At 46.6% G+C, this 20834-nt stretch carries 20 protein-coding genes and 1 riboswitch; of the genes, 3 read left to right on the forward strand and 17 right to left on the reverse strand.

The window, feature by feature from the left end; all coding sequences use genetic code 11:
- The first annotated feature begins 88 nt into the window (after nt 1-88).
- Nucleotides 89-1150 (forward strand): NAD(P)/FAD-dependent oxidoreductase, encoded by a 1062-nt coding sequence (locus M1D71_RS24225; protein ID WP_145325089.1) that lies wholly within the window; start codon nt 89-91, stop codon nt 1148-1150.
- Here the strand turns inward: M1D71_RS24225 and M1D71_RS24230 are convergent.
- Nucleotides 1147-1401 carry a YuzB family protein gene (locus M1D71_RS24230; RefSeq protein ID WP_458124020.1) on the reverse strand — a complete coding sequence of 85 codons (255 nt, stop codon included), beginning with the start codon at nt 1399-1401 and terminating at the stop codon, nt 1147-1149. The genes M1D71_RS24225 and M1D71_RS24230 overlap by 4 nt on opposite strands.
- 80 nt (nt 1402-1481) lie before the next feature.
- On the opposite strand from M1D71_RS24230, the gene M1D71_RS24235 reads away from it, so the two are divergent.
- Nucleotides 1482-1727 (forward strand): NifU family protein, encoded by a 246-nt coding sequence (locus M1D71_RS24235; RefSeq protein WP_053783253.1) that lies wholly within the window; start codon nt 1482-1484, stop codon nt 1725-1727.
- A gap of 136 nt (nt 1728-1863) precedes the next feature.
- Here M1D71_RS24235 and M1D71_RS24240 read toward each other — a convergent pair whose 3' ends face one another.
- From M1D71_RS24240 to M1D71_RS24270, 7 genes are all read right to left on the reverse strand, one after another.
- On the reverse strand, nt 1864-2643 hold the full coding sequence (locus tag M1D71_RS24240; RefSeq protein WP_458124021.1) for an SDR family oxidoreductase: 780 nt from the start codon (nt 2641-2643) through the stop codon (nt 1864-1866).
- Between the two features lie 342 nt (nt 2644-2985).
- Nucleotides 2986-3825 carry a MetQ/NlpA family ABC transporter substrate-binding protein gene (locus tag M1D71_RS24245; RefSeq protein ID WP_458124022.1) on the reverse strand — a complete coding sequence of 280 codons (840 nt, stop codon included), beginning with the start codon at nt 3823-3825 and terminating at the stop codon, nt 2986-2988.
- Nucleotides 3826-3900: 75 nt separating this feature from the next.
- Entirely contained in the window at nt 3901-4560 is a 660-nt protein-coding gene (locus M1D71_RS24250) for a methionine ABC transporter permease (RefSeq protein ID WP_145325084.1), read from the reverse strand.
- A 1-nt stretch (nt 4561) separates the two neighbouring features.
- Nucleotides 4562-5596, reverse strand: a complete 1035-nt coding sequence (locus M1D71_RS24255; RefSeq protein WP_458124023.1) for a methionine ABC transporter ATP-binding protein — start codon at nt 5594-5596, stop codon at nt 4562-4564.
- A gap of 126 nt (nt 5597-5722) precedes the next feature.
- A riboswitch (SAM riboswitch) is annotated at nt 5723-5864 on the reverse strand.
- 142 nt (nt 5865-6006) lie between these two features.
- Nucleotides 6007-6723 carry a Cthe_2314 family HEPN domain-containing protein gene (locus M1D71_RS24260; RefSeq protein WP_458124024.1) on the reverse strand — a complete coding sequence of 239 codons (717 nt, stop codon included), beginning with the start codon at nt 6721-6723 and terminating at the stop codon, nt 6007-6009.
- Nucleotides 6724-6919: 196 nt separating this feature from the next.
- Complete coding sequence (locus tag M1D71_RS24265) at nt 6920-7807, reverse strand: COX15/CtaA family protein (protein WP_458127340.1); 888 nt, start codon at nt 7805-7807, stop codon at nt 6920-6922.
- A gap of 425 nt (nt 7808-8232) precedes the next feature.
- Nucleotides 8233-8577: a thioredoxin family protein gene (locus M1D71_RS24270; RefSeq protein WP_458124025.1), complete on the reverse strand. Its 345-nt coding sequence runs from the start codon at nt 8575-8577 to the stop codon at nt 8233-8235.
- Between the two features lie 142 nt (nt 8578-8719).
- On the opposite strand from M1D71_RS24270, the gene M1D71_RS24275 reads away from it, so the two are divergent.
- Nucleotides 8720-10006, forward strand: coding sequence for a DUF2515 family protein (locus M1D71_RS24275; RefSeq protein WP_458124026.1), 1287 nt, complete (start codon nt 8720-8722; stop codon nt 10004-10006).
- A gap of 104 nt (nt 10007-10110) precedes the next feature.
- On the opposite strand, the gene M1D71_RS24280 is transcribed toward M1D71_RS24275, so the two are convergent.
- The 9 genes from M1D71_RS24280 to M1D71_RS24320 form a co-directional block, all read right to left on the reverse strand.
- Entirely contained in the window at nt 10111-11739 is a 1629-nt protein-coding gene (locus M1D71_RS24280; protein ID WP_458124027.1) for a putative polysaccharide biosynthesis protein, read from the reverse strand.
- A 61-nt stretch (nt 11740-11800) separates the two neighbouring features.
- On the reverse strand, nt 11801-12241 hold the full coding sequence (locus tag M1D71_RS24285; RefSeq protein WP_047841365.1) for a DUF456 domain-containing protein: 441 nt from the start codon (nt 12239-12241) through the stop codon (nt 11801-11803).
- 54 nt (nt 12242-12295) lie between these two features.
- Nucleotides 12296-13045 carry a Cof-type HAD-IIB family hydrolase gene (locus tag M1D71_RS24290; RefSeq protein WP_076211034.1) on the reverse strand — a complete coding sequence of 250 codons (750 nt, stop codon included), beginning with the start codon at nt 13043-13045 and terminating at the stop codon, nt 12296-12298.
- 984 nt (nt 13046-14029) lie between these two features.
- Nucleotides 14030-14539 carry a hypothetical protein gene (locus M1D71_RS24295; RefSeq protein WP_458124028.1) on the reverse strand — a complete coding sequence of 170 codons (510 nt, stop codon included), beginning with the start codon at nt 14537-14539 and terminating at the stop codon, nt 14030-14032.
- 211 nt (nt 14540-14750) lie between these two features.
- Entirely contained in the window at nt 14751-15623 is an 873-nt protein-coding gene (locus tag M1D71_RS24300) for a metal ABC transporter permease (RefSeq protein WP_458124029.1), read from the reverse strand.
- Nucleotides 15623-16582 (reverse strand): metal ABC transporter permease, encoded by a 960-nt coding sequence (locus M1D71_RS24305; RefSeq protein ID WP_145325075.1) that lies wholly within the window; start codon nt 16580-16582, stop codon nt 15623-15625. Before M1D71_RS24305 ends, M1D71_RS24300 begins: the two co-directional genes overlap by 1 nt.
- 3 nt (nt 16583-16585) lie before the next feature.
- Nucleotides 16586-17407 carry a metal ABC transporter ATP-binding protein gene (locus tag M1D71_RS24310; protein WP_458124030.1) on the reverse strand — a complete coding sequence of 274 codons (822 nt, stop codon included), beginning with the start codon at nt 17405-17407 and terminating at the stop codon, nt 16586-16588.
- Between the two features lie 31 nt (nt 17408-17438).
- The gene (locus tag M1D71_RS24315; RefSeq protein ID WP_458127341.1) at nt 17439-18383 is read right to left on the reverse strand and encodes a metal ABC transporter solute-binding protein, Zn/Mn family; all 945 of its coding nucleotides are present in this window, start codon (nt 18381-18383) and stop codon (nt 17439-17441) included.
- 238 nt (nt 18384-18621) lie between these two features.
- Entirely contained in the window at nt 18622-20598 is a 1977-nt protein-coding gene (locus tag M1D71_RS24320) for a peptidoglycan D,D-transpeptidase FtsI family protein (RefSeq protein ID WP_458124031.1), read from the reverse strand.
- Nucleotides 20599-20834 lie beyond the last annotated feature (236 nt).

Genomic DNA, 20834 nt, shown 5'->3' on the forward strand with positions numbered 1-20834 from the left:
AACAGAAGGAGCAGCTATGTCATTGCATAGCTGCTCCACAGGTTACAGCCCCATTTCAGTGGGACTGATGCAGAAAGGAAGCCGAGTCATGAAAAATTTCGTCATTCTTGGAGGCGGCTATGGCGGCCTCACCATTATTAAGGAACTTCTGGAAGGTAAAATTCCAGCCGATACACAAATTGTGTTGGTGGACCGCAGCCCCTTTCAGGGATTAAAGACAGAATATTACGCACTCGCAGCAGGAACCGTATCCGATTATGACCTGCGTATCCAATTTCCAGTGAGCGATAAAGTCACTTACCGTTATGGAGAAGTTACTTCGATTGACCTGGAACAGCGTCAGATTGAATTTGAAGGCCAAGACCCGCTCGTTTACGACAAGCTTGTCATTGGACTTGGTTGTACGGACCGTTTCCACAACACACCAGGTGCCGAAGATTATAGCTGTACCATTCAGAGCTTCAGCAAAACACGCGAGACCTACCTGCGTCTTAATGAGATCAAAGCCTATGGTAATGTGCACATCGTTGGCGGCGGATTAAGTGGTGTCGAGATGGCAGCCGAACTTCGTGAGAGCAGACCGGATCTGAACATCAGCATTCTGGATCGTGGTGAACGTGTATTATCCGCCTTCCCGCAACGTCTGTCCGTGTATGTGCATGAATGGTTCAACGAACATCAGGTAGAGACTCGCGGGCATATCGCTATTTCACGTGTTGAACCGAATGCCATATATAACCGGGATGAACAGATCCTAACGGATGCTGTCGTGTGGACTGCAGGCATTCAGCCCGTAAAAGTGGTACAGGATCTGGACGTAACCAAAGACCCTCAAGGTCGTGTCGTCCTGAATGAATACTACCAAATCCCGGAATATACCGATGTATATGTCGTTGGTGACTGTGCGAGTGTCCCTTATGCACCTAGCGGTCAAGCTGCCGAAGTGCAGGGTGAGCAGATCGCCCATATTCAGCATGCCCTCTGGAAAGGCGAAAAGCCCAATCCACATCCACTCAAGCTTCGTGGCACGCTCGGTGCACTCGGCAAGAAGTCTGGGTTTGGGCTGATGGGCAAAACGTCCATGATGGGACGTGTACCTCGGATTTTGAAAAGTGGTGTGCTCTGGATGTCCAAGCGCCATCTCGGTTAGTCGAGATCGAGCTCGTCCCAGGCATCGGCTTCGGCAATTTTGGCCAAAATGGCGTTATATAGATCTTCCACTTTGTCCGTGATGACAACTTCGCCATTCACCAGTGCAAATGGAGTCATAGAACATTGGCCGCAGTTGGTGAGGCAGCCGTATTCAATCACATCAAAGTCTGGATTTTCTTCCAGTTGATCCATGACTTCATCTGTGCCAAAATGCATATTATTGGCACAAAATTCAATAATCGGTCTCATGTAGGTTCACCTGCTTTGTTTGACCATTTTAATTTATGGCCATTTGTAATATAATATAGTAAGGAAAGGAGTTGAAAAAAATGAGCGAAAACGCACAAAGCACCATGTACGATGAGGTATCTGATGTGCTTGACAAACTTCGTCCGTTCCTGCAACGCGATGGCGGTGACGTGGAACTGGTCGACGTGGAGGACGGCATCATTAAGCTGAAACTGGTCGGTGCCTGCGGCAGTTGCCCAAGCTCCACCATTACCTTAAAAGCCGGGATTGAACGCGCCCTTCTCGAAGAAGTTGAGGGTGTACAAGAAGTCGTACAAGTATTCTAATCAATCCTTCACGAAATAAACCTCAAGAGCCTTTCGCTTCGCATGAAGCGGAGGGCTCTTTTTTTGTGTGCAGATGCAGAGAGTTTCATTTCACTGTCACCTTGACCAGTTTCGACGTACATTCCTCCAACTCACCTTAAGCATCCTCGCGCTGTATGGTCGGACGAATCGGATCGAGTCCTCCAGATACATCCATAATGTTGCCTGTTATAAAATCAGAATGATTCAGACACAGATACGTAATGACTCGCGCAATATCTTCACCACTGCCAGGACGCCCTCTTGGCGTCTCTACGTCGGTTATGCCTGCCATCTCATCAATCGTTTTCTCTTTGTTCGCCCCACGAATGTCACCTGGACATACCATGTTAACCGTAATTCCATACGGGGCTTCTTCAACCGCGAGTGTCTTCGTAAAAGATACCAGACCTACCTTGGCAGCCGCATACACTGCACGATGAGGCCAGGATCTCGCTTCTCCAGCATGACTGAAGCCAAAATGGATGATGCGACCCCACTGCTTGCGTCTCATCTCCGGCAACACACGTTGATCCAGCAACATGGGTCCTAACAGGTTGCCCTGTACAAGCATCTGGACCTCATCTTCGGAATAGTCCGCAAATAATCGACGTTCACGAACAAATGGACCCGCGTTATTCACCAGAATATCAATGCTGCCCAGCTTGTCTTCCACCTTTTCAACCAATGAAGCAATATCTTCCACCTTGGATATATCCGCCTGGATGGCAATGCACCTCACACCCTTGGCTGTAATCTGAGCCCTTAAAGCCTCAGCTTCTGTTCTGCTGTGTACATAGTTAAGGGCAATATGACACCCCTGATCTGCCAGACTGAGGGCCGTCATTTTACCAAGACCTTTGGCACTTCCCGTTATGAGGGCAATCTTTCCCTTCACGTTCATCCCCCTCTTCAAAGAGCAGTCACTTATCCAGTATAAAAGATTTATCCTCCCCCTACAACTCGCATCTCTCTTAGGAAGTATCCACCTGAAATCCCAAATATATCTTGATTGAAATCAAACACCTATGGTACTGTCGATGATATAACTTGAAAGGATCTCTACATGAACATGAAAAACAGAAGATCGATATTATTTCTCACACTACAAATCGAGATCCCTATTGATTTCCTACGTCATCACAGATGATGAAACATAAAAAGCCGTAAGTCTCTTCTAGAGAGACTTACGGCTTTTGCTCACAAGCTTCACATATTTCATTTCATACATTCCGTAATATTATTCAGTTGCAGGTTCAACTGCACCTTGGTAACGTTCTTTGATAAATGTTTTAACTTCTTCGGAGTGCAGTGCAGCAGCCAGTTTTTGGATTGCATCTGCATCTTTATTATCCTCACGGGAAACGAGGATGTTTGCATAGGGGTTACCTTGCAGATCTTCAATAAGCAAAGCATCTTTTTCAGGGTTAAGATTGGCTTCCAATGCATAGTTAGCGTTGATAAATACCAGATCCGCTTCATCCAATTGACGAGGCATCATGGCTGCATCCAGCTCGATAATATCCAAGTTTTTTGGATTTGCTGTAATATCCTGAATCGTCGATGTAATATTTGTGTTGTCTTTCAGGGTAATGACGCCTTCCTTCGCAAGCAACAACAGTGCACGTCCACCATTGGATGGATCATTCGGAATTGCTACTTTTGCGCCATCTGCCAATTCATCCAAAGACTTAATCATTTTGGAGTATCCACCAAAAGGTTCAACATGAACAGGAGTTACAGTAACGAGGTTGAAACCACGTTCTTTATTCTCGGTGTCCAGGTACGGCTGATGCTGGAAGAAGTTTGCATCCAACTTTTCGTCAGCCAGTTGCTGGTTGGGTTGAACATAATCATTAAACGTAACCACTTGTAAACGAATACCTTGTGCTTCCAGCTCAGGCTTGATGCTTTCCAGAATCTCTGCGTGTGGTGTAGGTGAAGCTCCCACTTTCAATTCTACTGTACGCGGAGCTCCTCCTTCATTGTCTGCGCCGCTGTCGGCGTCCTTGTTGTTTCCGCACGCGGCAAGAACCGCAATCAGCATAAGACTAAGTAGAGCAAAAGACCATTTTTTCATGTGTAAAACCCCTTCTCTAATCATTTTTTTCATGTGGCGTCCGCAAGAATGCATATCCATCATGTTATCTATGTGTTATTTCCTGGTGAAAAATGTAACCAAGCGATCTCCAGCCATCTGGAGAATTTGCACTAGAATAATCATCGACACTACGGATATGATCATAATTTCATTTTGATACCGATAATACCCATAGTTAATTGCCAGCGTTCCCAGGCCTCCACCACCAACCATACCCGCCATCGCCGTATACGAGACAAGCGTAACGATAGTGATGGTTATTCCAGCAAGCAGACCAGGAAGTGCCTCAGGCAACAGTACCCGTCTTACAATCTGTCCGGTCGATGCACCCATCGCCTGTGCTGCTTCAATGACACCACGATCCACTTCACGCATTGTTGTCTCTACCAGTCGAGCGAAGTAAGGAGCTGCTGAAATAACTAAAGGTGGGATAACACCAAGCACCCCTGTAGCTGTACCGACGAGTGAACGAGTGAATGGAATAAGAGCGACAATCAATATAATAAATGGGATCGATCGCAAAATATTAACAATCAGGGACAGTATAATGTATACCACCCGTGATTTGGTTGAAGCAGATCGGGCTGTCATGAACAGCAGCACCCCGAGTGGTAAACCAAAGATTACGGTAAACAAGCCTGATACACCCAAAATTTGCAGTGTCTCAATGGAAGCTTTACCAACCTCTTCCCAGCGAACTGTAGAAAAATCCATGTTAACGTAGCACCTCCACATCAAGTCCCTCTGCGGTTAATTCTGATATCGTCCGGTCAATCGCATGGGTATCGCCTTCGAACCGAACGGTCAGCTGCCCATAAGGAACCTGTTTGATCGTAGAGATCGTACCCTGCAGGATCGCAAAATCCACTCCCGTTTTACGTACCGTTCTGGACAAAATCGCTTCATACGTTTTGTTACCCAGAAAGGATATCTTCACAAGTTTGGAAGCAGCACCTGCCTGTAATTTCAAGCCTGCATTCGCCAAAGCAGTCTCTTCAAGGGCAAGTCCAACTTCATGATCACGCATCATAAAGTCCCGCGTAATGGCATGCTGCGGCTTCAGGAATACTTCGGTTACAGGTCCCTGTTCCACTATGCCGCCTTGATGAATGACAGCCACCTTGTCACAGATATTCTGGATGACGTGCATCTCATGTGTAATCAGCACAATCGTCAGGTTGTACTTTTCATTAATGTCGAGCAATAACTTTAGAATCGAATTTGTCGTCTGCGGATCAAGTGCCGAGGTGGCCTCATCACATAGGAGTACATTCGGATCACTGGCGAGTGCTCTTGCAATCCCTACACGCTGTTTCTGTCCACCCGATAATTGAGCCGGATATTTGCTGCTATGGTGCTCCAGACCAACCAGAGCGAGCATTTCCTTCACTTTGCGATCAATTGCTTCCTTGGGCGTATTCACAAGCTTTAACGGAAAAGCTACATTATCATACACCGTTGCCGAGGATAACAGATTAAAGTGTTGAAAAATCATCCCGATCTTGCGTCTCTGTTGCTGCAATTCGGTTTTGTTCAGTTCAGTCAGGTTGATCCCGTCTACCCATACTTCACCCTCCGTAGGGCGCTCCAACAAATTAATGCAACGGATCAGTGTACTTTTTCCCGCTCCAGAATGGCCGATCACTCCGTAGATTTCACCCTTTTGGATGCTCAAATTCAGCTCGGATAGTGCCGTTGTAGATTTTGCCCCTTTGCCGTACGTTTTCGTTAAACCTTTTAATTCAATCAATCGCACTTGCCCCTTTCCAACCACCTACATGTATCTTTACCCGATCTAAAGGAAAACTCCCCTATACATACAAAAAAAGAGCCCTTTGCAGATACAAAGAGGGCTCTTTACGTGAAAGAATATACCTTCTCATCTGCCAAAATCGTGTCTTGCACCATTTTGTAGGAATTAGCACCTAACATCTATAACGAATGACACATGTGTCATGTCGTTACAAATCGGTTGCCGGGCTTCATCGGGCCTGTCCCTCCGCCGCTCTCGATAAGAAATATGCTGTTGTATGTTGTAGGATTCTATAAGTTCATGTAGTTTATGCATTATAATGTGAACGTAACTTCTAACTTCTGAAATATCAGTTATATCCGTGTAACATCGATTGAAACTCAGTATATTCCAAGTATTCCGATTTGTCAAAGGCAATTATTTCTTAGCCATATTTTATTGATATAGCTATAAGAGGCTGTTAACGTTTCACAGACCATATCCACGCCCTGACGCATTTCCTGCACATGTTGATTCAGATCCTCCAATTTCACTTTACCTTGCAACGTCTGATGTAACTGCCACAGATCATCGTGCATTTCGGAGTTCATGTAGTGAATTTCCATATTACGTCGTTTGCGCAGCTTGCTCATCGGCTCACGATAAGAGTCCTTGATCTGAATCAATCGCAGGGCAAGATCATGATGCTCCCTCGCAAAGTCGAACTGTCTTAACACGGTAAAATAAGAAAAATGCGCTTTTGTATTTGAAGTATTCAGCTGGAATATCTCATTCAATACGGTGCCGACTTTATCCAGAATGGCAAAGCAGCGAATGAAGCCATCTTTGTAAAAATAAACATACCGAGCATACTCAGCTTTCTCGGCTAGCGTCATATCGTCCGTCGAACCTGCAACGACCTTTTGTCGAAAATGAGCAGCAGCGAAGCAGCTTTGCTCCAGTTCATCCAGGGAAGAGATAAGCCCCTGGGTCCACACATACAGTTTCCGATAGTCGTGAGTAGGATCATGGTCCACATGCATTTGTCGCTGAAACAGCTCAAGTGTATGCGCCATGGACTCCATTGCTTCTTTCAGCAAACCTTCGTTTACACGTGGCTTTTCTCCCAGCAACGTTCGCAGCATATATAACCTCCTCTTTCCACTCTGCTGATCCATAAAGGTTCATCATATAAACATAATCATTCCGAGTAAACATGTAAACGCTGCATGCCATAGGTTGCCCTGATCCCCCTGACATCAAACAAAGTCCACCTGTCCAATGATGTACATCACTGGATGGTGGACTTTCAATATTGAGCCCAAAGACCAAGAAATGGATCTAGAAACGATTAACCGGGCGATGCAGCTTGTACACCAGGAAACTCATATACGTTAAGATCCCGAACAGTATGGCGATGTCCAGCATATGGGCAAGAGCTACGAACATGTATACTTCCGGACGGCTCATCGTCACCATCATGAAAATACCGATGACCACTTGCATCAGAATCAAAACAACAGATACAACGCCAAGAGTACGCATTTCCTTGTTATCCGGATGATTACGATACGCGAAGTGACCCAGAATTGCAATAACAATCACTAAAGACGCAGCTGCTGCACGGTGAGCAAAAGCAACCGCTACCCCGCCTGAAAGCTCAGGAATAATCTGCCCGTTACAGAGCGGAAATCCGGAACAACCACCGGCAGAATCCGTGTGACTCACAAATGCGCCTGTGTATACCACGAGATACGTATAGATCGTGGAGAACCAGACCAGATTTCTGAATTTTTTACTGACCCGAGGATATTTATTCAGACGCTCCAATCCACCATCTTTTGCTTCCTGCCTTATGCCCAATGCCATCATAAGCGAACTGGCAAAGGCAATCAGCGCAAAGCCGAAATGAAGTGCCATAACTGCTGAAGATTGGGAGAAAACGACGGCAAAAGCCCCCATGATTCCTTGGACAATAACAAATATCAGGGTTAAGAAAGAAAACAATTGCAGGTCACGGCGTGACTTGCCGAACCGCAGAAAAGCAACAAACGAGGCAATGGACAACAGTCCAGCCAGTGCGCTTACAGCGCGGTGGGAATATTCAATAAGTGAAGCCACAGTATGTGCGGGAACGAGTTTTCCGTTACATAAAGGCCATTCCGTTCCGCAGCCAAGGCCCGATTCCGTTTTGGTTACGATGCCTCCACCAAATGTGGCCAGAAACATGACAAGACAGGTTAATACGGTTAACCATTTAAACAAAGTTAAGTGCTTCAATTTTTCTCACCCGCTGTTGGTTTAAGATGGCGAAGAATATTCTCCGCTTGTTTCGGTACTTTGACACTTATTTCACAACTAAATTCATTATACCGGATAAAATGTTCATTGACGTCGCGCTTTGTGACAAAATGTTAACGTCTGGTGAAATAATGACCGATAGGTCATCGGAAGATATGTATAAATAGGTACTTCACCGTTTCCAACAATGAACGGTAGACATACAAACGCCATTTCCCTATTTCAAGAGAAATGGCGTTCTTTTTAGTCTACCCTTTTACAACTTGAACAATCTCCGGAGATAACAGCGATCGGAAGGTTATTCTGTCATCGGAGTGTCTGTGTAAATATTCATTTATCGAACTTATATAATATTATTTATGGATCGTGTTGTACACCTCAACTGCGCGATCCAGGAACTGCTCAATCTCTTCTCTCGACTTGCGTAGCTTGTTCACGTACCGCACCAGTTCCCGACCATCGGCATACGCCACAAAGCTCGGAATGCCAAGAATATTCTGCTCTTCACTAACGGTTCCAACCTGATCCACGTCGACCTCAACCAAAGTCAGTTCACGTGCATATTTCTCTTCAACTTCAGGCATAAACGGATCGATGTATTTGCAGTCACCACACCAGTCTGCCTTGAATACGGCAATCGTCAGGCGTGGGGATTGGATGGCTACATCAAAAGCCGGTTTGGAAGTAATCTGTTCCATTCGGTTCATCTCCCTTTCTGTACCTTGTCTTACCCTAAGTGAAGCAAATTGGGGAGTGGAAGTCAAATAATAAGCGCATACTTAGAATAAACCACATGGTCTGTGAAATTAAACCCAGAACATCATGAAAGGATGTCATATCATGACTTCCACCAGAACCGATTCTTCCAGCGAACACCGTAACGGGTCCTTCCTGCAGATAGTCCGTTCCATTCCGGGAGCTGCCCGGGAAATCTGGCGTGGCAAACAGGCGGCATGGCAAGCTTCAGCACAGCTTCGCCACCCATTGCGTGAGATCGAATGGGATACAGATACGGCAGCTGCCCTACAGGCTGAGGTGGAGCGTTTGTTACCTGCGAGCGGCAAGTCTTTTGCACGCACTGATCAGGTTCAAAGTGCACTCGTATGCGAAGAAGATTGCATCATTCTGGAAGAGATTAAGACACTGACCCAAGAGCATAATCGGAGTAATATCACTCGCACGGCTGCCTATCTGGAATGTTATGAGCAATATCCCGAACTGCATTGGGCTCTGCTAGCTCATATGGTTTCTCGCAACGGCGGATATCACATGACCGATCTTCAGAGTGACTTGATGCATAATCTACAGAATCCAAGCGATCGTGGGCATATGTATCGACTGTTAGAACGGTGCAATGCACTCATTTTTCAGGATGCATATCCCCAGCTTCTGCTGTATATGAACAGTCGCCGGATCGGACGAAGCTGTTTCCATCTCTTATCACACTTTCACGTATCGGCGTTCATGACGCCGTTTTGGGAACGCTTTTGGCTGGAACGGTGCAGTTCACTGTTAAGTGTGGCATTAATTATTAATGAGCAGAACTATATCGAAAGCCGGGTGGTGCAGCATCCTTATTTTCAAAAAGAAGTACTCTCCAAACCCGCATTCCATCTGCATAATCTGGCCGGTCTGAATCATATCGTCTTCCCTCTTGGACGGGAAGCAGGGCTCGCAGGGCGAGTGATTGAACATTTTGGCAAGCTGGATGAGCGAATTATGTTTGGCAAAGGCCTATATGCCCTGTTGTTCGGGGTAGAGCAAGTACACACACAAGTGTTGGAATTCGCTCGTTCAATTCCCCATCGAGGTTCGCGAGCCGAGTATTGGCCTGGCCTTTTTACCCATCATGAAGACAAGGCGGGTGATCGTACTTTTTACGCTCAGGAGCTGCTCCATGAAGAATGGTTACCCGAAGGGCAACGATTGTATAGTCCGGAACTGCTCGCCGTATGGGGAGACACGCCTTATGAACCGATCACCCGACAGGACTGGCTTCAGACTCGGGATTGTCTCGGTTATCTGACGGCACCGCGCCGTCCATGGCTATTTGAGATGAGTCATGAACACCGATATGGCATGTTGAAGACAGCACTGGCTCATGATGCCAAAGCGACCATACATTAATGCTGACGACCGTTAAATATACAAAAATCCCTGTCCGCTTCGACAGCAGACAGAGCTTGTATGGTATTTTGACCGAATGATGAGGCCTAGATTTTTCGTGAAGGTTATCCTCTTTGCCCGACTCCACGTTGGAGACGCATGAGTGGACGGAGAATTTTTTGTAGAATGCGGGGGTAACTGCCCAGCTCGTCCTTGCGCAGTACACGCAGCACGACCATGAGGACCAGATACACCACTACAACAAGCGCGCCAACCACAAGGCAGGTAAGAAAGAAGGATACGCGTGCTGGCAGGAAGAGTCCAAAGATCATATTTCCAATCCAGTTCGCTGCAAATCCTACACCTGCTGCAAGCACCACTGTAATGATAAACCCTTTCCAGCGGTCTCCCATGATGGAGAAATCAACGATTTTGCGAAGGACCCGCAGATTCAGGTATGTGATAACCAAGAAACAAAGGGCCGTTGCAATAATGATGCCGTAAATGCCAAAGATCGGCGCCAGAATCAGACTTGCGATCAGTTTGATCACAACACCTGCTGCGACACTGATCATCGTGATCCGCGGTTTCCCTACCCCGAGTAAAATGGAGTTCGTAGTCATCATCGTAATCTGGAAAATGGTACCGAATGTCAGCAAGGCAATAATCGGCGTTCCATCCAGATTGGTAAACAGCAATCCATTAACCGAATACGCTGCCGCACAAAGTGCAATAACAATCGGCATACCTGTCAGAATCGAAATGCGCAATGCAAGTGTAACCTGATTCTTCAGATGGGCTTCATCCTTCCGGGCAAATGCTGCCGAAATGACAGGCACCAACGATTGACTTAAAGCGATAGCCAGAATTGGCGGAATACCCGCAATACTTTGGGCCTTGGCACCGAGGATCGCAAGTACGCCTGTCGCCTCTTCGAGTCCGATCTGGCCACTAAGCAGTGGAACCACAAGGGATGAATCGATAAAGTTAATGGCTGGAACTGCAAGCGAGGACAGTACAATTGGAATAGACAATTTGAAGATATCACTGTAGATGCCGCGCATCGGCAGTTGCTCAGCACGCTCGTAATTCAATTGCGCAGCACGGTCGCTACGACGCAGCTTCAAGGTAAAGTACAGCATGACACCGAAGGCACCAACACTTCCCAATACCCCACCAAATGAGGCACCTGCGGCAATTGTCTGATCATCATAATTCCATTGCAGCATGACATATGCCACGATAATGGCTGTACCTACACGGGCGAACTGTTCCACAATCTGTGAAATACCGCCTGCTGTCATGTTGCCGCGCCCCTGGAAATATCCACGCATCATCGCAATGGCTGGGAAAAGTAACAAGGCTGGGGCCAAGGCGCGAATGGCACTGACCGATTCCGGTACTTTGGAGACATACGTAGCATAATAAGGCGCCGCGAACCACAATAAAGCAGACATGACTACCCCGGCGACAGCCGCAAAGATCAGGGCTGCACGGTAGATCTGTTGTGCTTCACCCGCGCGTCCGAGCGCATAGCGTTCCGACACCATTTTGCTAAGCGTACTCGGTATGCCCGCCGTTGCTACAGTTAACAACATTAAATATACCGTATTGGAGATGGTAAACGATGCGTTACCGATATCCCCGAGGATATGCTCCAGCGGCACCCGTTGAACCAATCCGAGCACTCTCGCGATCAGCGCAGCTGCCGCCAGAATGAGCGTACCCTTAATGAATGTTTCTTTCTTAGACAAACCAATTCCCCTTCTTTCCTCCACACCGGACGTGCATCCCGTTGAAGCTAATCCCTAACGTTTAGGCGAATCTTACCACCCAGATAATAAAGAGAACAATCATGACGATCTGCAAAATAATTTTCATTACGGTGCTCGTAAATAGCCCCACCACAGAACCAAATCCAACTTTTGACGCTTTGGAAGGCGAAGACCCTCCAATCAGTTCCCCGATAAAAGCACCGATAAATGGTCCCAGCACCAGTCCGAATGCCGGAATGACAAATGGGCCAATGATAACACCAATGGTACTGAGCGTGGTCGAAAGCTTGGAGCCACCGAACTTTTTCACGCCCCATGCGCTGACAACATAATCCGCTACGAACAGCACAACAACAATCAGAATCTGGATGATCCAGAACCACACACCGAACGGATCAAAGCTGAAGAACCAGCCGTAGACCAGAAACGCGAAGAAAATCGCTACAGCACCAGGCAATATGGGATATACCGTTCCAGCCATCCCCACTGCAAACAGCAGCACAATTAAAATCCAGGCAATGGTTGCGAGCAAAAGTTACTCCCCCTTCAAAATATGTTCACGGATCACTTCGACGATGCCGTCTTCATTATTACTCGCTACGATCAGATCAGCCGCTTCCTTCACCTGCTCTTGCGCATTGCCCATCGCTACACCCAGACCTACGGCTTCAATGACAGCCAGATCATTCAGACTGTCTCCGACAGCAACGACTTCGGACATCTCGATACCCAGCAGTTTGCAAACCTCAGCTACACCACTGGCTTTGGATATTCCAGCAGGGTTGATCTCGATATTAACAGGTGAAGAATTCGTCATCTGCAGACCACCCATTTGTTGCAGTTCCATCATAATCTGGTGACGAGCTTCGTCCACTTCGGTATTGAAGCCGAATTTGAGCCATTCCAGACCTTCAATATTGTCCGTCCAGCGATCACGGTTGAACAGCTCTTCCACCGAGTATGCCCAGTACCAGCTGTTATATTTCTCACCAATTTCCTGCATTTTGCGAATTAATGCCGGGTCCATCAGATGACGCATGTGCAGATCATGCGGAGCTTTCCAGACCTCACTCCCGTTAACGGTAACCATTGGTGTCTCCAGTCCAAGTTGAACCGCATAAGGCATCGCGTGGAATACGGCTCTTCCCGTGGAAAGGCACACATGTACACCCCGACGAATGGCAATTTGAATCCACTTGGCGGTCTCCTGTGTAATTTCATGATTATCGTTAAGTAATGTTCCATCCATATCCAATGCTAGCAATTTGTATTTCAGTTCACTCATACAGTAGTTCCTCCTAGGTTGTCTCTCTCCAAGTTGAACTCATGGATATCCATTCAGGCACTACGCGGGCAGACAAGCTTTCGAGTAGTTGTAGTTCCCTTCTCTAGGTCCTTTCTGCCCTCTCCGTTTCCCAATGTATCTCCAGTTCAACTTAAAGATTCTCTTTATCTAATTTTAAACATTCTCTCACGACAAGATCGCCCGGCATCCGCAAAACGGACGCTCCGGACGTCACAGCTAACGACATTTTACCACAGATCGTCGACCTGCAACAAAATACCCCGGAATCTAAAGGCTGACGCTTCGTTACAAATGTATATTCCACACTACACATCAGATTGCCCTGTAAAATGAATACAACTATATAAGTTGAACTAATGATTATTTACACTGACTGTTTAATTTATTTCCACTTACAGAGATTGAAGCCTTTCCCCTCGTGAATCCTGAACGCTATATAAAAAAATCTAGAGTCGCTGATCAGCGACTCTAGATTTTCGATTTAAATGTTTGTCTATTCAAAACGATTATTTATGGAACGTAGAGGTCCATATTCAATCCATTCAAAATTCTTTCTGCATGAGAATATAACATGCTATCATTGCTTAAAATTCTTCCGTGAACAATTCCTTTAAAACCGGATCCTGCAAATACAGGTGATCCACTGTCACCCGGCTGTGAAATTGTGCTTGTTTCAAAAAGATATCTGCCAGGACCTGTGCTACTAGTAAAATATACATCTTTGCCCTGTAATGTTCCAGTAGTTGTGTCTGTCGTTGCTCCTGATTTAATGACAGTTTCACCTATTTTACTGGAGGAAATAGCTTGAACTCCCGTGAGTCTAGTAGGGTTGCCAGGGTTAATTCCCGAGGTATTGTAAATGACATTACTTGGATTGGTAAGGGCTTGAATATCTTTCTCAACGTTCTCAGCAATAATAATGCAATGATTCTTTTGAGACCCCTACTTACCTTCTACAAGTGTTTAGTTTATTAGAACTTCTTCTGCACTAATTATTATTTTTTTCTCGTCTTCAAAGCTTGACTGTTCAGATTGAAATACTGCATTTAGAACAATATCCACGTCTGAATTTTTAATTTGTTCAATTTGCTCTGATGTTAGTGTGATCTCATACTTTTCGGAATACCAGTGGTCTTTCATTAATTTCGTTGTTAACCCTTCACTTGTGATTGACCTTGGTGGAAGAATTGTCTCGCCACCCATTTGCAAATCTACATCGAGGATTTGCTTGGAATGAAGAATTTCATTATCTGCTTCAATCCCTATATACTTTATTCCTGGTTGAAAAATGAAGGTATGATCTTTTGTTGCTTCAATGATCAATTGGAGCTCATATTCCCCAATTTGTTTGCTCGCTCTCATTTGATTACCATCTCTTTGCATTTGATCAGGAGCATTAGAATTGTCCATTGAAGGATTGGAACACCCAAACAGAATAAGAGAAATCATAAGGATGATGGATACTTGCTTCAAAGTTTGGCCTCCTTTCAATCAGAGTATTAAAATAAAACACTTCATAAGTTAAGACGTAAAATATCCCATAATGTTAATGATAAAATTATCAAAAAAAAGTAAGTATATTCTCCTGTTATTTCGCCTCCACATAATTTTAGTCATTAAATTATAGACCTACCAAAAAACCGCCTGCAAGCAGACGGCCTCGTGTAATTCACTTAAAATCCAATTAACGTGCCGCAAATTTGCGACGAGCATAACGAAATACAATGCCATGTTTCGGTGACAGCAGCAGTGCGAGAACAAATAAAATTCCAGCAACAGCCACCATGCAGCCAGCGATGGAAGCATCCAGGGCGTATGCCATGATATAACCTCCAATCGAGGAAGAAGCCCCGATCAGGACGGCATACAGAATCATTTTACCCAGACGATCTGTAAGCAGGTAAGCCGTCGCCGCAGGTACAATTAGCATACCCACAACGAGGATCGACCCAACACTTTCAAATGAAGCTACGGATGTCATGGAAACGAGTCCCATGAGCAGATAGTGGAACAAAACCACCGGAATGCCGCAGGCTGCAGCCAACGCCGGATCGAACGCACACAGCTTGAACTGTTTGTAGAACAGTCCAATGACGACAAGGATAACCAGCAAAGTGATGCCTAGCATCCAGACCGCTCTCGGCCCGACATCCGTACCTCCAAGGGTTAGCGTATCCCACTGAACATAAGCAATCTCGCCGAACAAGACACAGTCCAGATCCAGATCAATGTGCTGAGCGTTTAGACTAATGAGAATGACACCTACTGCAAAGAGTGCCGTGAACACAATTCCGATGGAAGCATCAGACGATAGACCACCCGCCTGCAAACTCTGTATGAAGAATACCGTCAGTAGACCAAACACGGTGGCACCGAGTAGCATCCATAACGAATCTCTGGAACCGCTCCACAGGAAAGCAATTGCAATACCGGGGAGAACCGCATGGCTGATCGCATCACCGACCAGAGCCATTCGCCTCAGAATCAGAAAACAACCGAGGATGGCGCAGGCAGAAGAAACCAATACAGCCGTCAATATAATCCAAAACGTTGCCATTACATCTCCCCCCGTTCCTGCTGATTTCGCTGTGCAGCGAGAGTCTGGAGTGTGGCTCGTTCTTCACGCATATAGGCGGACTTCGCCTGAATACTTCGCAACCTTCGAGCTAAAAGTCCACGACGCGGAGCCAGCAAGGCTGATCCGGCAAACAATACCGTAGCTGCAAGCACCGTTACAGGTCCTGTCGGCAGGTTAGGCACGAGCGTGCTGAAGATGGTTCCTGTTGCTCCGCTCAATGCACCAAATATGCCTGCGAGCAACACCATCAGTGCGAGTGAGTCCGTCCAGCAACGTGCCGCTGCTGCCGGAGTTACCAGCAAGGCCGCAACAAGTACGACACCAACGGCCTGAATCCCGGCAACTACTGCAATCACCGTCAAGAGCAAAATGAGCTGCTCCAACATGGCTACTGGCAGTCCCATGCCTCGTGCAAAGCCCGGGTCAAAACTCACCAGTTTGAATTCCTTGAACCAGGCAAGGCAGGCGATCAGTAATACGAGACATACGCCACCCATGACATACACATCCGTCATGACCATGGACGCCGCCTGTCCAAACAAATATTTATCAAGTCCGCTTTGGCTTCCGCTCGCCCCATGCTGGATGCGCGTCAGCATCACTACGCCAACCCCGAAAAATACGGTTAACACGATTCCCATCGCCGCATCCTGCTTGATCCGGGAGTAGCGTGTAATCCACGAGATTCCGAAGGTTGCGACAATACCGGCCACCAGAGCACCGAACAGGAATAAGCCTACGGACTTCGTTTCCGTCAACATAAATGCAATACAGATCCCGGGCAGAGCAGCATGAGCGAGGGTGTCCCCCATCAGGCTCTGCTTACGAAGAAAGGTGAAGGTGCCAATAATTCCGCTACTGAATCCCAGCAACAGACAGCCAAGCAATATCCAACGTGTATTGGGGTCGGACAAGATGGCAATGATCCAGTTCCACATGCACTACACCTGGCCTTTCTCCGTCCGGCTTCCGATCATCGCAATCCGGCCTCCGTACGTCTCTTGCAGTGTATCCGGTACAAACACTTCGCTTGTCGGTCCGCCTGCCACCAGTCGTCCATTGAGCAGCAGCACATGGTCGAAATATTCCTCGACTGTCGTCAGATCATGGTGAACGACCAGTACTGTCTTGCCTTGTTTTTTCAACTGTTCCAAAAGCGAAATGATCGCTTTCTCCGTGGTGGCATCCACACCTGCAAACGGCTCATCCATGAAATACAGATCCGCGTCTTGCACGAGTGCCCGCGCCAGAAAGACACGCTGCTGTTGTCCACCGGACAGCTGACTGATCTGGCGGTACATGTAATCGCCCATGCCGACTTGCTCCAGGCAGTGTGCTGCCAGGTCCCGCTCCTTTTTCCCCGGACGACGGAACCAGCCTAGATGACCATATCTTCCCATCATAACTACATCAAGTGCATGCGTTGGAAAATCCCAGTCGACCGATTCCCGTTGTGGCACATATCCGATACGACGACGTTGTTCCCGGTACGATTGTCCGAATATCCGAACCTCGCCATGCATCTTCGGTACCAGTCCCAGAACGGCTTTGATCAGGGTGGATTTCCCTGCGCCATTAGGTCCGAGAATTCCGATGAGTTGTCCTTCCGGGATATCAAAAGATACGCTGCTAAGCACTGGTTTTTTATGATACGCAACAGCCAGATCCCTCACACTAAGAGGAGCCGATGTTGGCTGCGTTCCCTGCAAGTGGCTGTTGTTCAGTTTTGTAGGAGTTGGTTCCGATAAAGTTGTATCATTCATAATCCTGTAACTCCTCTCTTCATGTGATTCATTATTTCAGGGCTTCTACAATCGTCTCAACATTGTGGCGAATCATACCGATGTATGTGCCTTCTTCCGTTCCTTCAGCCCCCATGGCATCCGAGAACAGTTCTCCACCAATGCTAACCGTATGTCTTTTTTGAGCTGCTCCGGCAATGATGGCTTCCATCGCTTTTGCAGGCACACTCGATTCAACAAATACTGCTTTGATATGGTTATCCACGAGATAATCCCGCAGTTCGCTAACATCTTTTGCACCATATTCAGCTGCTGTACTAATGCCCTGAAGCCCCATGACTTTCATGCCATAGGCTTGACCGAAATATCCAAACGCATCATGTGCTGTAACCAATACCCGGCTTGCTTCCGGAATCTCCAGAATCTTCTCACGTACCTCGGCATCCAAAGCATCGAGCTTCGCTAAATACGTCTCCGCCTGAGCCTTGTATTCTTCAGCATGGTCCGGGTCAGCCTCCACCAGTGTATCGCGTACAGATTCTGCCGCATGCATCCAGTGACTTACGTCAAACCAGACGTGTGGGTCATATTCCGTACCGCCTGTGTCTTTGCCTGAGTGCAATTCCTCGACTGGAATGGTCTCTGTAACGGCTGTAACCAGCTTGCTTGAGGACATTTTCTCCAAAATGTCTGTCATTTTACCTTCGAGATGCAGTCCATTATAGAAAATGACTTCCGCTTGCTCCAGCTTGCGAATATCACCTTGGGATGCCTTGTACAGGTGGGGGTCAACGCCTGGGCCCATCAGACCGGTAACATCAACATATGCCCCGCCTACCTCACGTGCTACATCCGCAATCATACCCGTTGTCGCTGTTACCTGTACTTTTCCTCCACTGCCTGTCTCTGCATTGCTTGAACATGCTGTAAGCACCACAACCAGCACCAGAGCCGCAAGTGTAATGAATCCCCTCTGAATACTCCTCATTTTCACCATTAACAATTCAATCGTCCCCTTTCCCTCTCCTAAAATAATTGTCCACATCTAATTTTGTTGTACAAGGTATTAAGTTTTAATCAAGACTAATAATGTTTCCCTTGTGCAAATTTTATCCGAAGCCAAAAAAAAAGGCAAGGGATAATTTCCCCTGCCTGTCCAGATTCATATGTTGCTCACTTCATTAACCTGTTAGATGTGATGTTAAAAGAGCTACACCTGCGGCGTTTCTTTTACATTACTCGTTGTCTTTTCCTTCGTCTTTCTTCCCTTTTGGCGTTCCATCAAGACCATATACTTCATCATATGCATCGAAAATTTTCCGTGCAATTGGCGAAGCACTGACTGACCCGAATCCACCTTCTGGTACAACAACAGCTACAGCAAGCTTCGGATTGTCCCGTGGTGCAAAGGCAATAAACACCCCGTTCTCCTTCTTGTTCGGCCCTGTCCCCTGTTCTGATGTTCCTGTTTTCCGAGCATAATCGTAAGGGAAACCGTCAAAAGAACTTACTTTGGTGACCATTCCTTTATGAACTTCATTCCAGTGCGCATCCGCAAAATCAACTTCATTGAGTACTTTAGGTTTAAATTCCTTCACTACATTGCCATCCGCATCACGGATTTCCTTCACCAGATGCGGTTCCATCCGTTTACCCTTATTGGCAAGCATCGTCGTGTATTGTGCGAGTTGCATCGTGGTGTACTTGGCTTGTTGTCCAAAGGAGGCAAATGCCAAACGTGTTAGAGCTGATTCGTCTTTATTAGTATATTCTAGCCTACCCAGAAATTCATTAGGCAGATCTACACCAGTGGACACACCCAAGCCAAATTCCTGCATGTGTTTGTGCCAGACATCGATGCCTTTCTCTGAGCCATATTTACTTAACAAACGTTTCCCCACCATATCAATCATGAAGGCATTGGAGGATTTCTCAATCGCCCTTCTCGCGTTAATAGAACCATTATAAGCAGAATGCGAGTTCTTCACTTTTCGTCCGTCTTTCCCCAAAACCGCATATCCCTGATCGGGATAGGTCTGTCCTGCTGTAAATAATCCCTCTTTCAATCCAATCAGCACACTTAGCGGTTTGATTACCGATCCAAGAAGTACTACGGATTCTGCGTGACTAGGCTTGGCATCATTCGGTGGGAACGACTCGGTGGTTCCATTCCGGAACACATATTTGATTTTGTCATAATCCCAATCGTTCGGATCATAATCCGGCATACTCGCCATAGCCACCACATTTCCCGTATCCACTTCCATGGCTACTGCGTATCCGGTAATCGCCTTCGGAAGTCTGCGCAATTCGTCCGTTATCGCCTCTTGTGCGGCCATCTGAATTTCCTTGTTAATAGTGGAGACCAGACTATAGCCTTTCTCCGGTGGAGTTTGTAGCATCGTTCCATCTGGCAGATTACGTGCGTCAATATCAATGGACTGATAACCGCTTCGTCCACGGAGTTCTTCCTGGTATTGAAGCTCCAGCCCATCGAAGCCAACCTTCTCTTCCTCATGATAGACAAGCCCTGGATCACGCTGGGTACTTGCAGCTTCACGAATGGCTTTGTATCTGACAATGGAATCTGGTGCCCGTTTGAACTCTCTTGTGTAACCCACAACCTGAACGGCTACACCATCCGGGTCATATTTTCTTATGTTTTCTTCCAGCACCATAACCCCTGGATAATCCGCCTTTTTCTCCATGAAAAAGGCAATTTCTTTGGTCGATAGATCCGACTTCACAAGCCTCGGCACATACCCGAACGTTTTCTGGTAATCCAGATCCAATCGTTTAATGATCTCTTCCGCGTCCGGTTGCTCTTTGTCCCCTGGATTAAACTGCTTAAACACAGCGGCCAGATCATGAGCCAGTTCCTCCGCTTCCTGCCTGCGTTCATCATTCCGATAATCCTCATATAACAGTACATAGAGTGACTGTACAGGTTCGGAATAGGCGAGCGCGACTTCCCCTGTCGCATCATAGATGGGACCACGAACAGGTGCAAGCGGAATGTCTTTGGTATTACGACTCGTTTCCATATACGTCAGTTCAGGACCTTCCACAAATTGCACAAAGGCCAACCTGAAAATAAGGATACTGAATATGACAAATGCCGCGAAAAAAAACACATTCAACCTTGCGGTGGAAGGCTTGTTAACGGGTGTGTCTTCCTCAGTCATGGATTTCTTTTTTAATCGGTTAAACATCTTTTTAAGCCTCTCCCGTTCCTCTATAAAAATAAATTCTTTAATCCGTTCTGTACGTGTTCAATTTCTTAATTTTGATCCTATCTCATACAAGTCTACCAAAGGTTAGCTATCACGTCTTTCAAATTTTGGTTACATTTTCGTAAACAGAACCGTTACATTAACCAATCTACCGATTCCAATGTAAACACTGACATATCAACGTTATCTCGTTCTCCCGAAAGCGTTCACCCTTC

Source organism: Paenibacillus sp. Z3-2 (assembly GCF_054161325.1).

Bases quoted from the DNA above. Each gene is read 5' to 3' on its own strand.
- M1D71_RS24290 (WP_076211034.1), bottom strand. From the start codon at position 13,045: ATGAGTGAACTGAAATACAAATTGCTAGCATTGGATATGGATGGAACA.
- M1D71_RS24250 (WP_145325084.1), bottom strand. From the start codon at position 4,560: ATGGATTTTTCTACAGTTCGCTGGGAAGAGGTTGGTAAAGCTTCCATT.
- M1D71_RS24320 (WP_458124031.1), bottom strand. From the start codon at position 20,598: ATGTTTAACCGATTAAAAAAGAAATCCATGACTGAGGAAGACACACCC.
- M1D71_RS24305 (WP_145325075.1), bottom strand. From the start codon at position 16,582: ATGTGGAACTGGATCATTGCCATCTTGTCCGACCCCAATACACGTTGG.
- M1D71_RS24270 (WP_458124025.1), bottom strand. From the start codon at position 8,577: ATGGAACAGATTACTTCCAAACCGGCTTTTGATGTAGCCATCCAATCC.
- M1D71_RS24315 (WP_458127341.1), bottom strand. From the start codon at position 18,383: ATGGTGAAAATGAGGAGTATTCAGAGGGGATTCATTACACTTGCGGCT.
- M1D71_RS24265 (WP_458127340.1), bottom strand. From the start codon at position 7,807: ATGTTTCTGGCCACATTTGGTGGAGGCATCGTAACCAAAACGGAATCG.
- M1D71_RS24260 (WP_458124024.1), bottom strand. From the start codon at position 6,723: ATGCTGCGAACGTTGCTGGGAGAAAAGCCACGTGTAAACGAAGGTTTG.
- M1D71_RS24225 (WP_145325089.1), top strand. From the start codon at position 89: ATGAAAAATTTCGTCATTCTTGGAGGCGGCTATGGCGGCCTCACCATT.
- M1D71_RS24245 (WP_458124022.1), bottom strand. From the start codon at position 3,825: ATGAAAAAATGGTCTTTTGCTCTACTTAGTCTTATGCTGATTGCGGTT.
- M1D71_RS24285 (WP_047841365.1), bottom strand. From the start codon at position 12,241: ATGGCTGGAACGGTATATCCCATATTGCCTGGTGCTGTAGCGATTTTC.
- M1D71_RS24235 (WP_053783253.1), top strand. From the start codon at position 1,482: ATGAGCGAAAACGCACAAAGCACCATGTACGATGAGGTATCTGATGTG.
- M1D71_RS24310 (WP_458124030.1), bottom strand. From the start codon at position 17,407: ATGAATGATACAACTTTATCGGAACCAACTCCTACAAAACTGAACAAC.
- M1D71_RS24230 (WP_458124020.1), bottom strand. From the start codon at position 1,401: ATGAGACCGATTATTGAATTTTGTGCCAATAATATGCATTTTGGCACA.
- M1D71_RS24275 (WP_458124026.1), top strand. From the start codon at position 8,720: ATGACTTCCACCAGAACCGATTCTTCCAGCGAACACCGTAACGGGTCC.
- M1D71_RS24300 (WP_458124029.1), bottom strand. From the start codon at position 15,623: ATGGCAACGTTTTGGATTATATTGACGGCTGTATTGGTTTCTTCTGCC.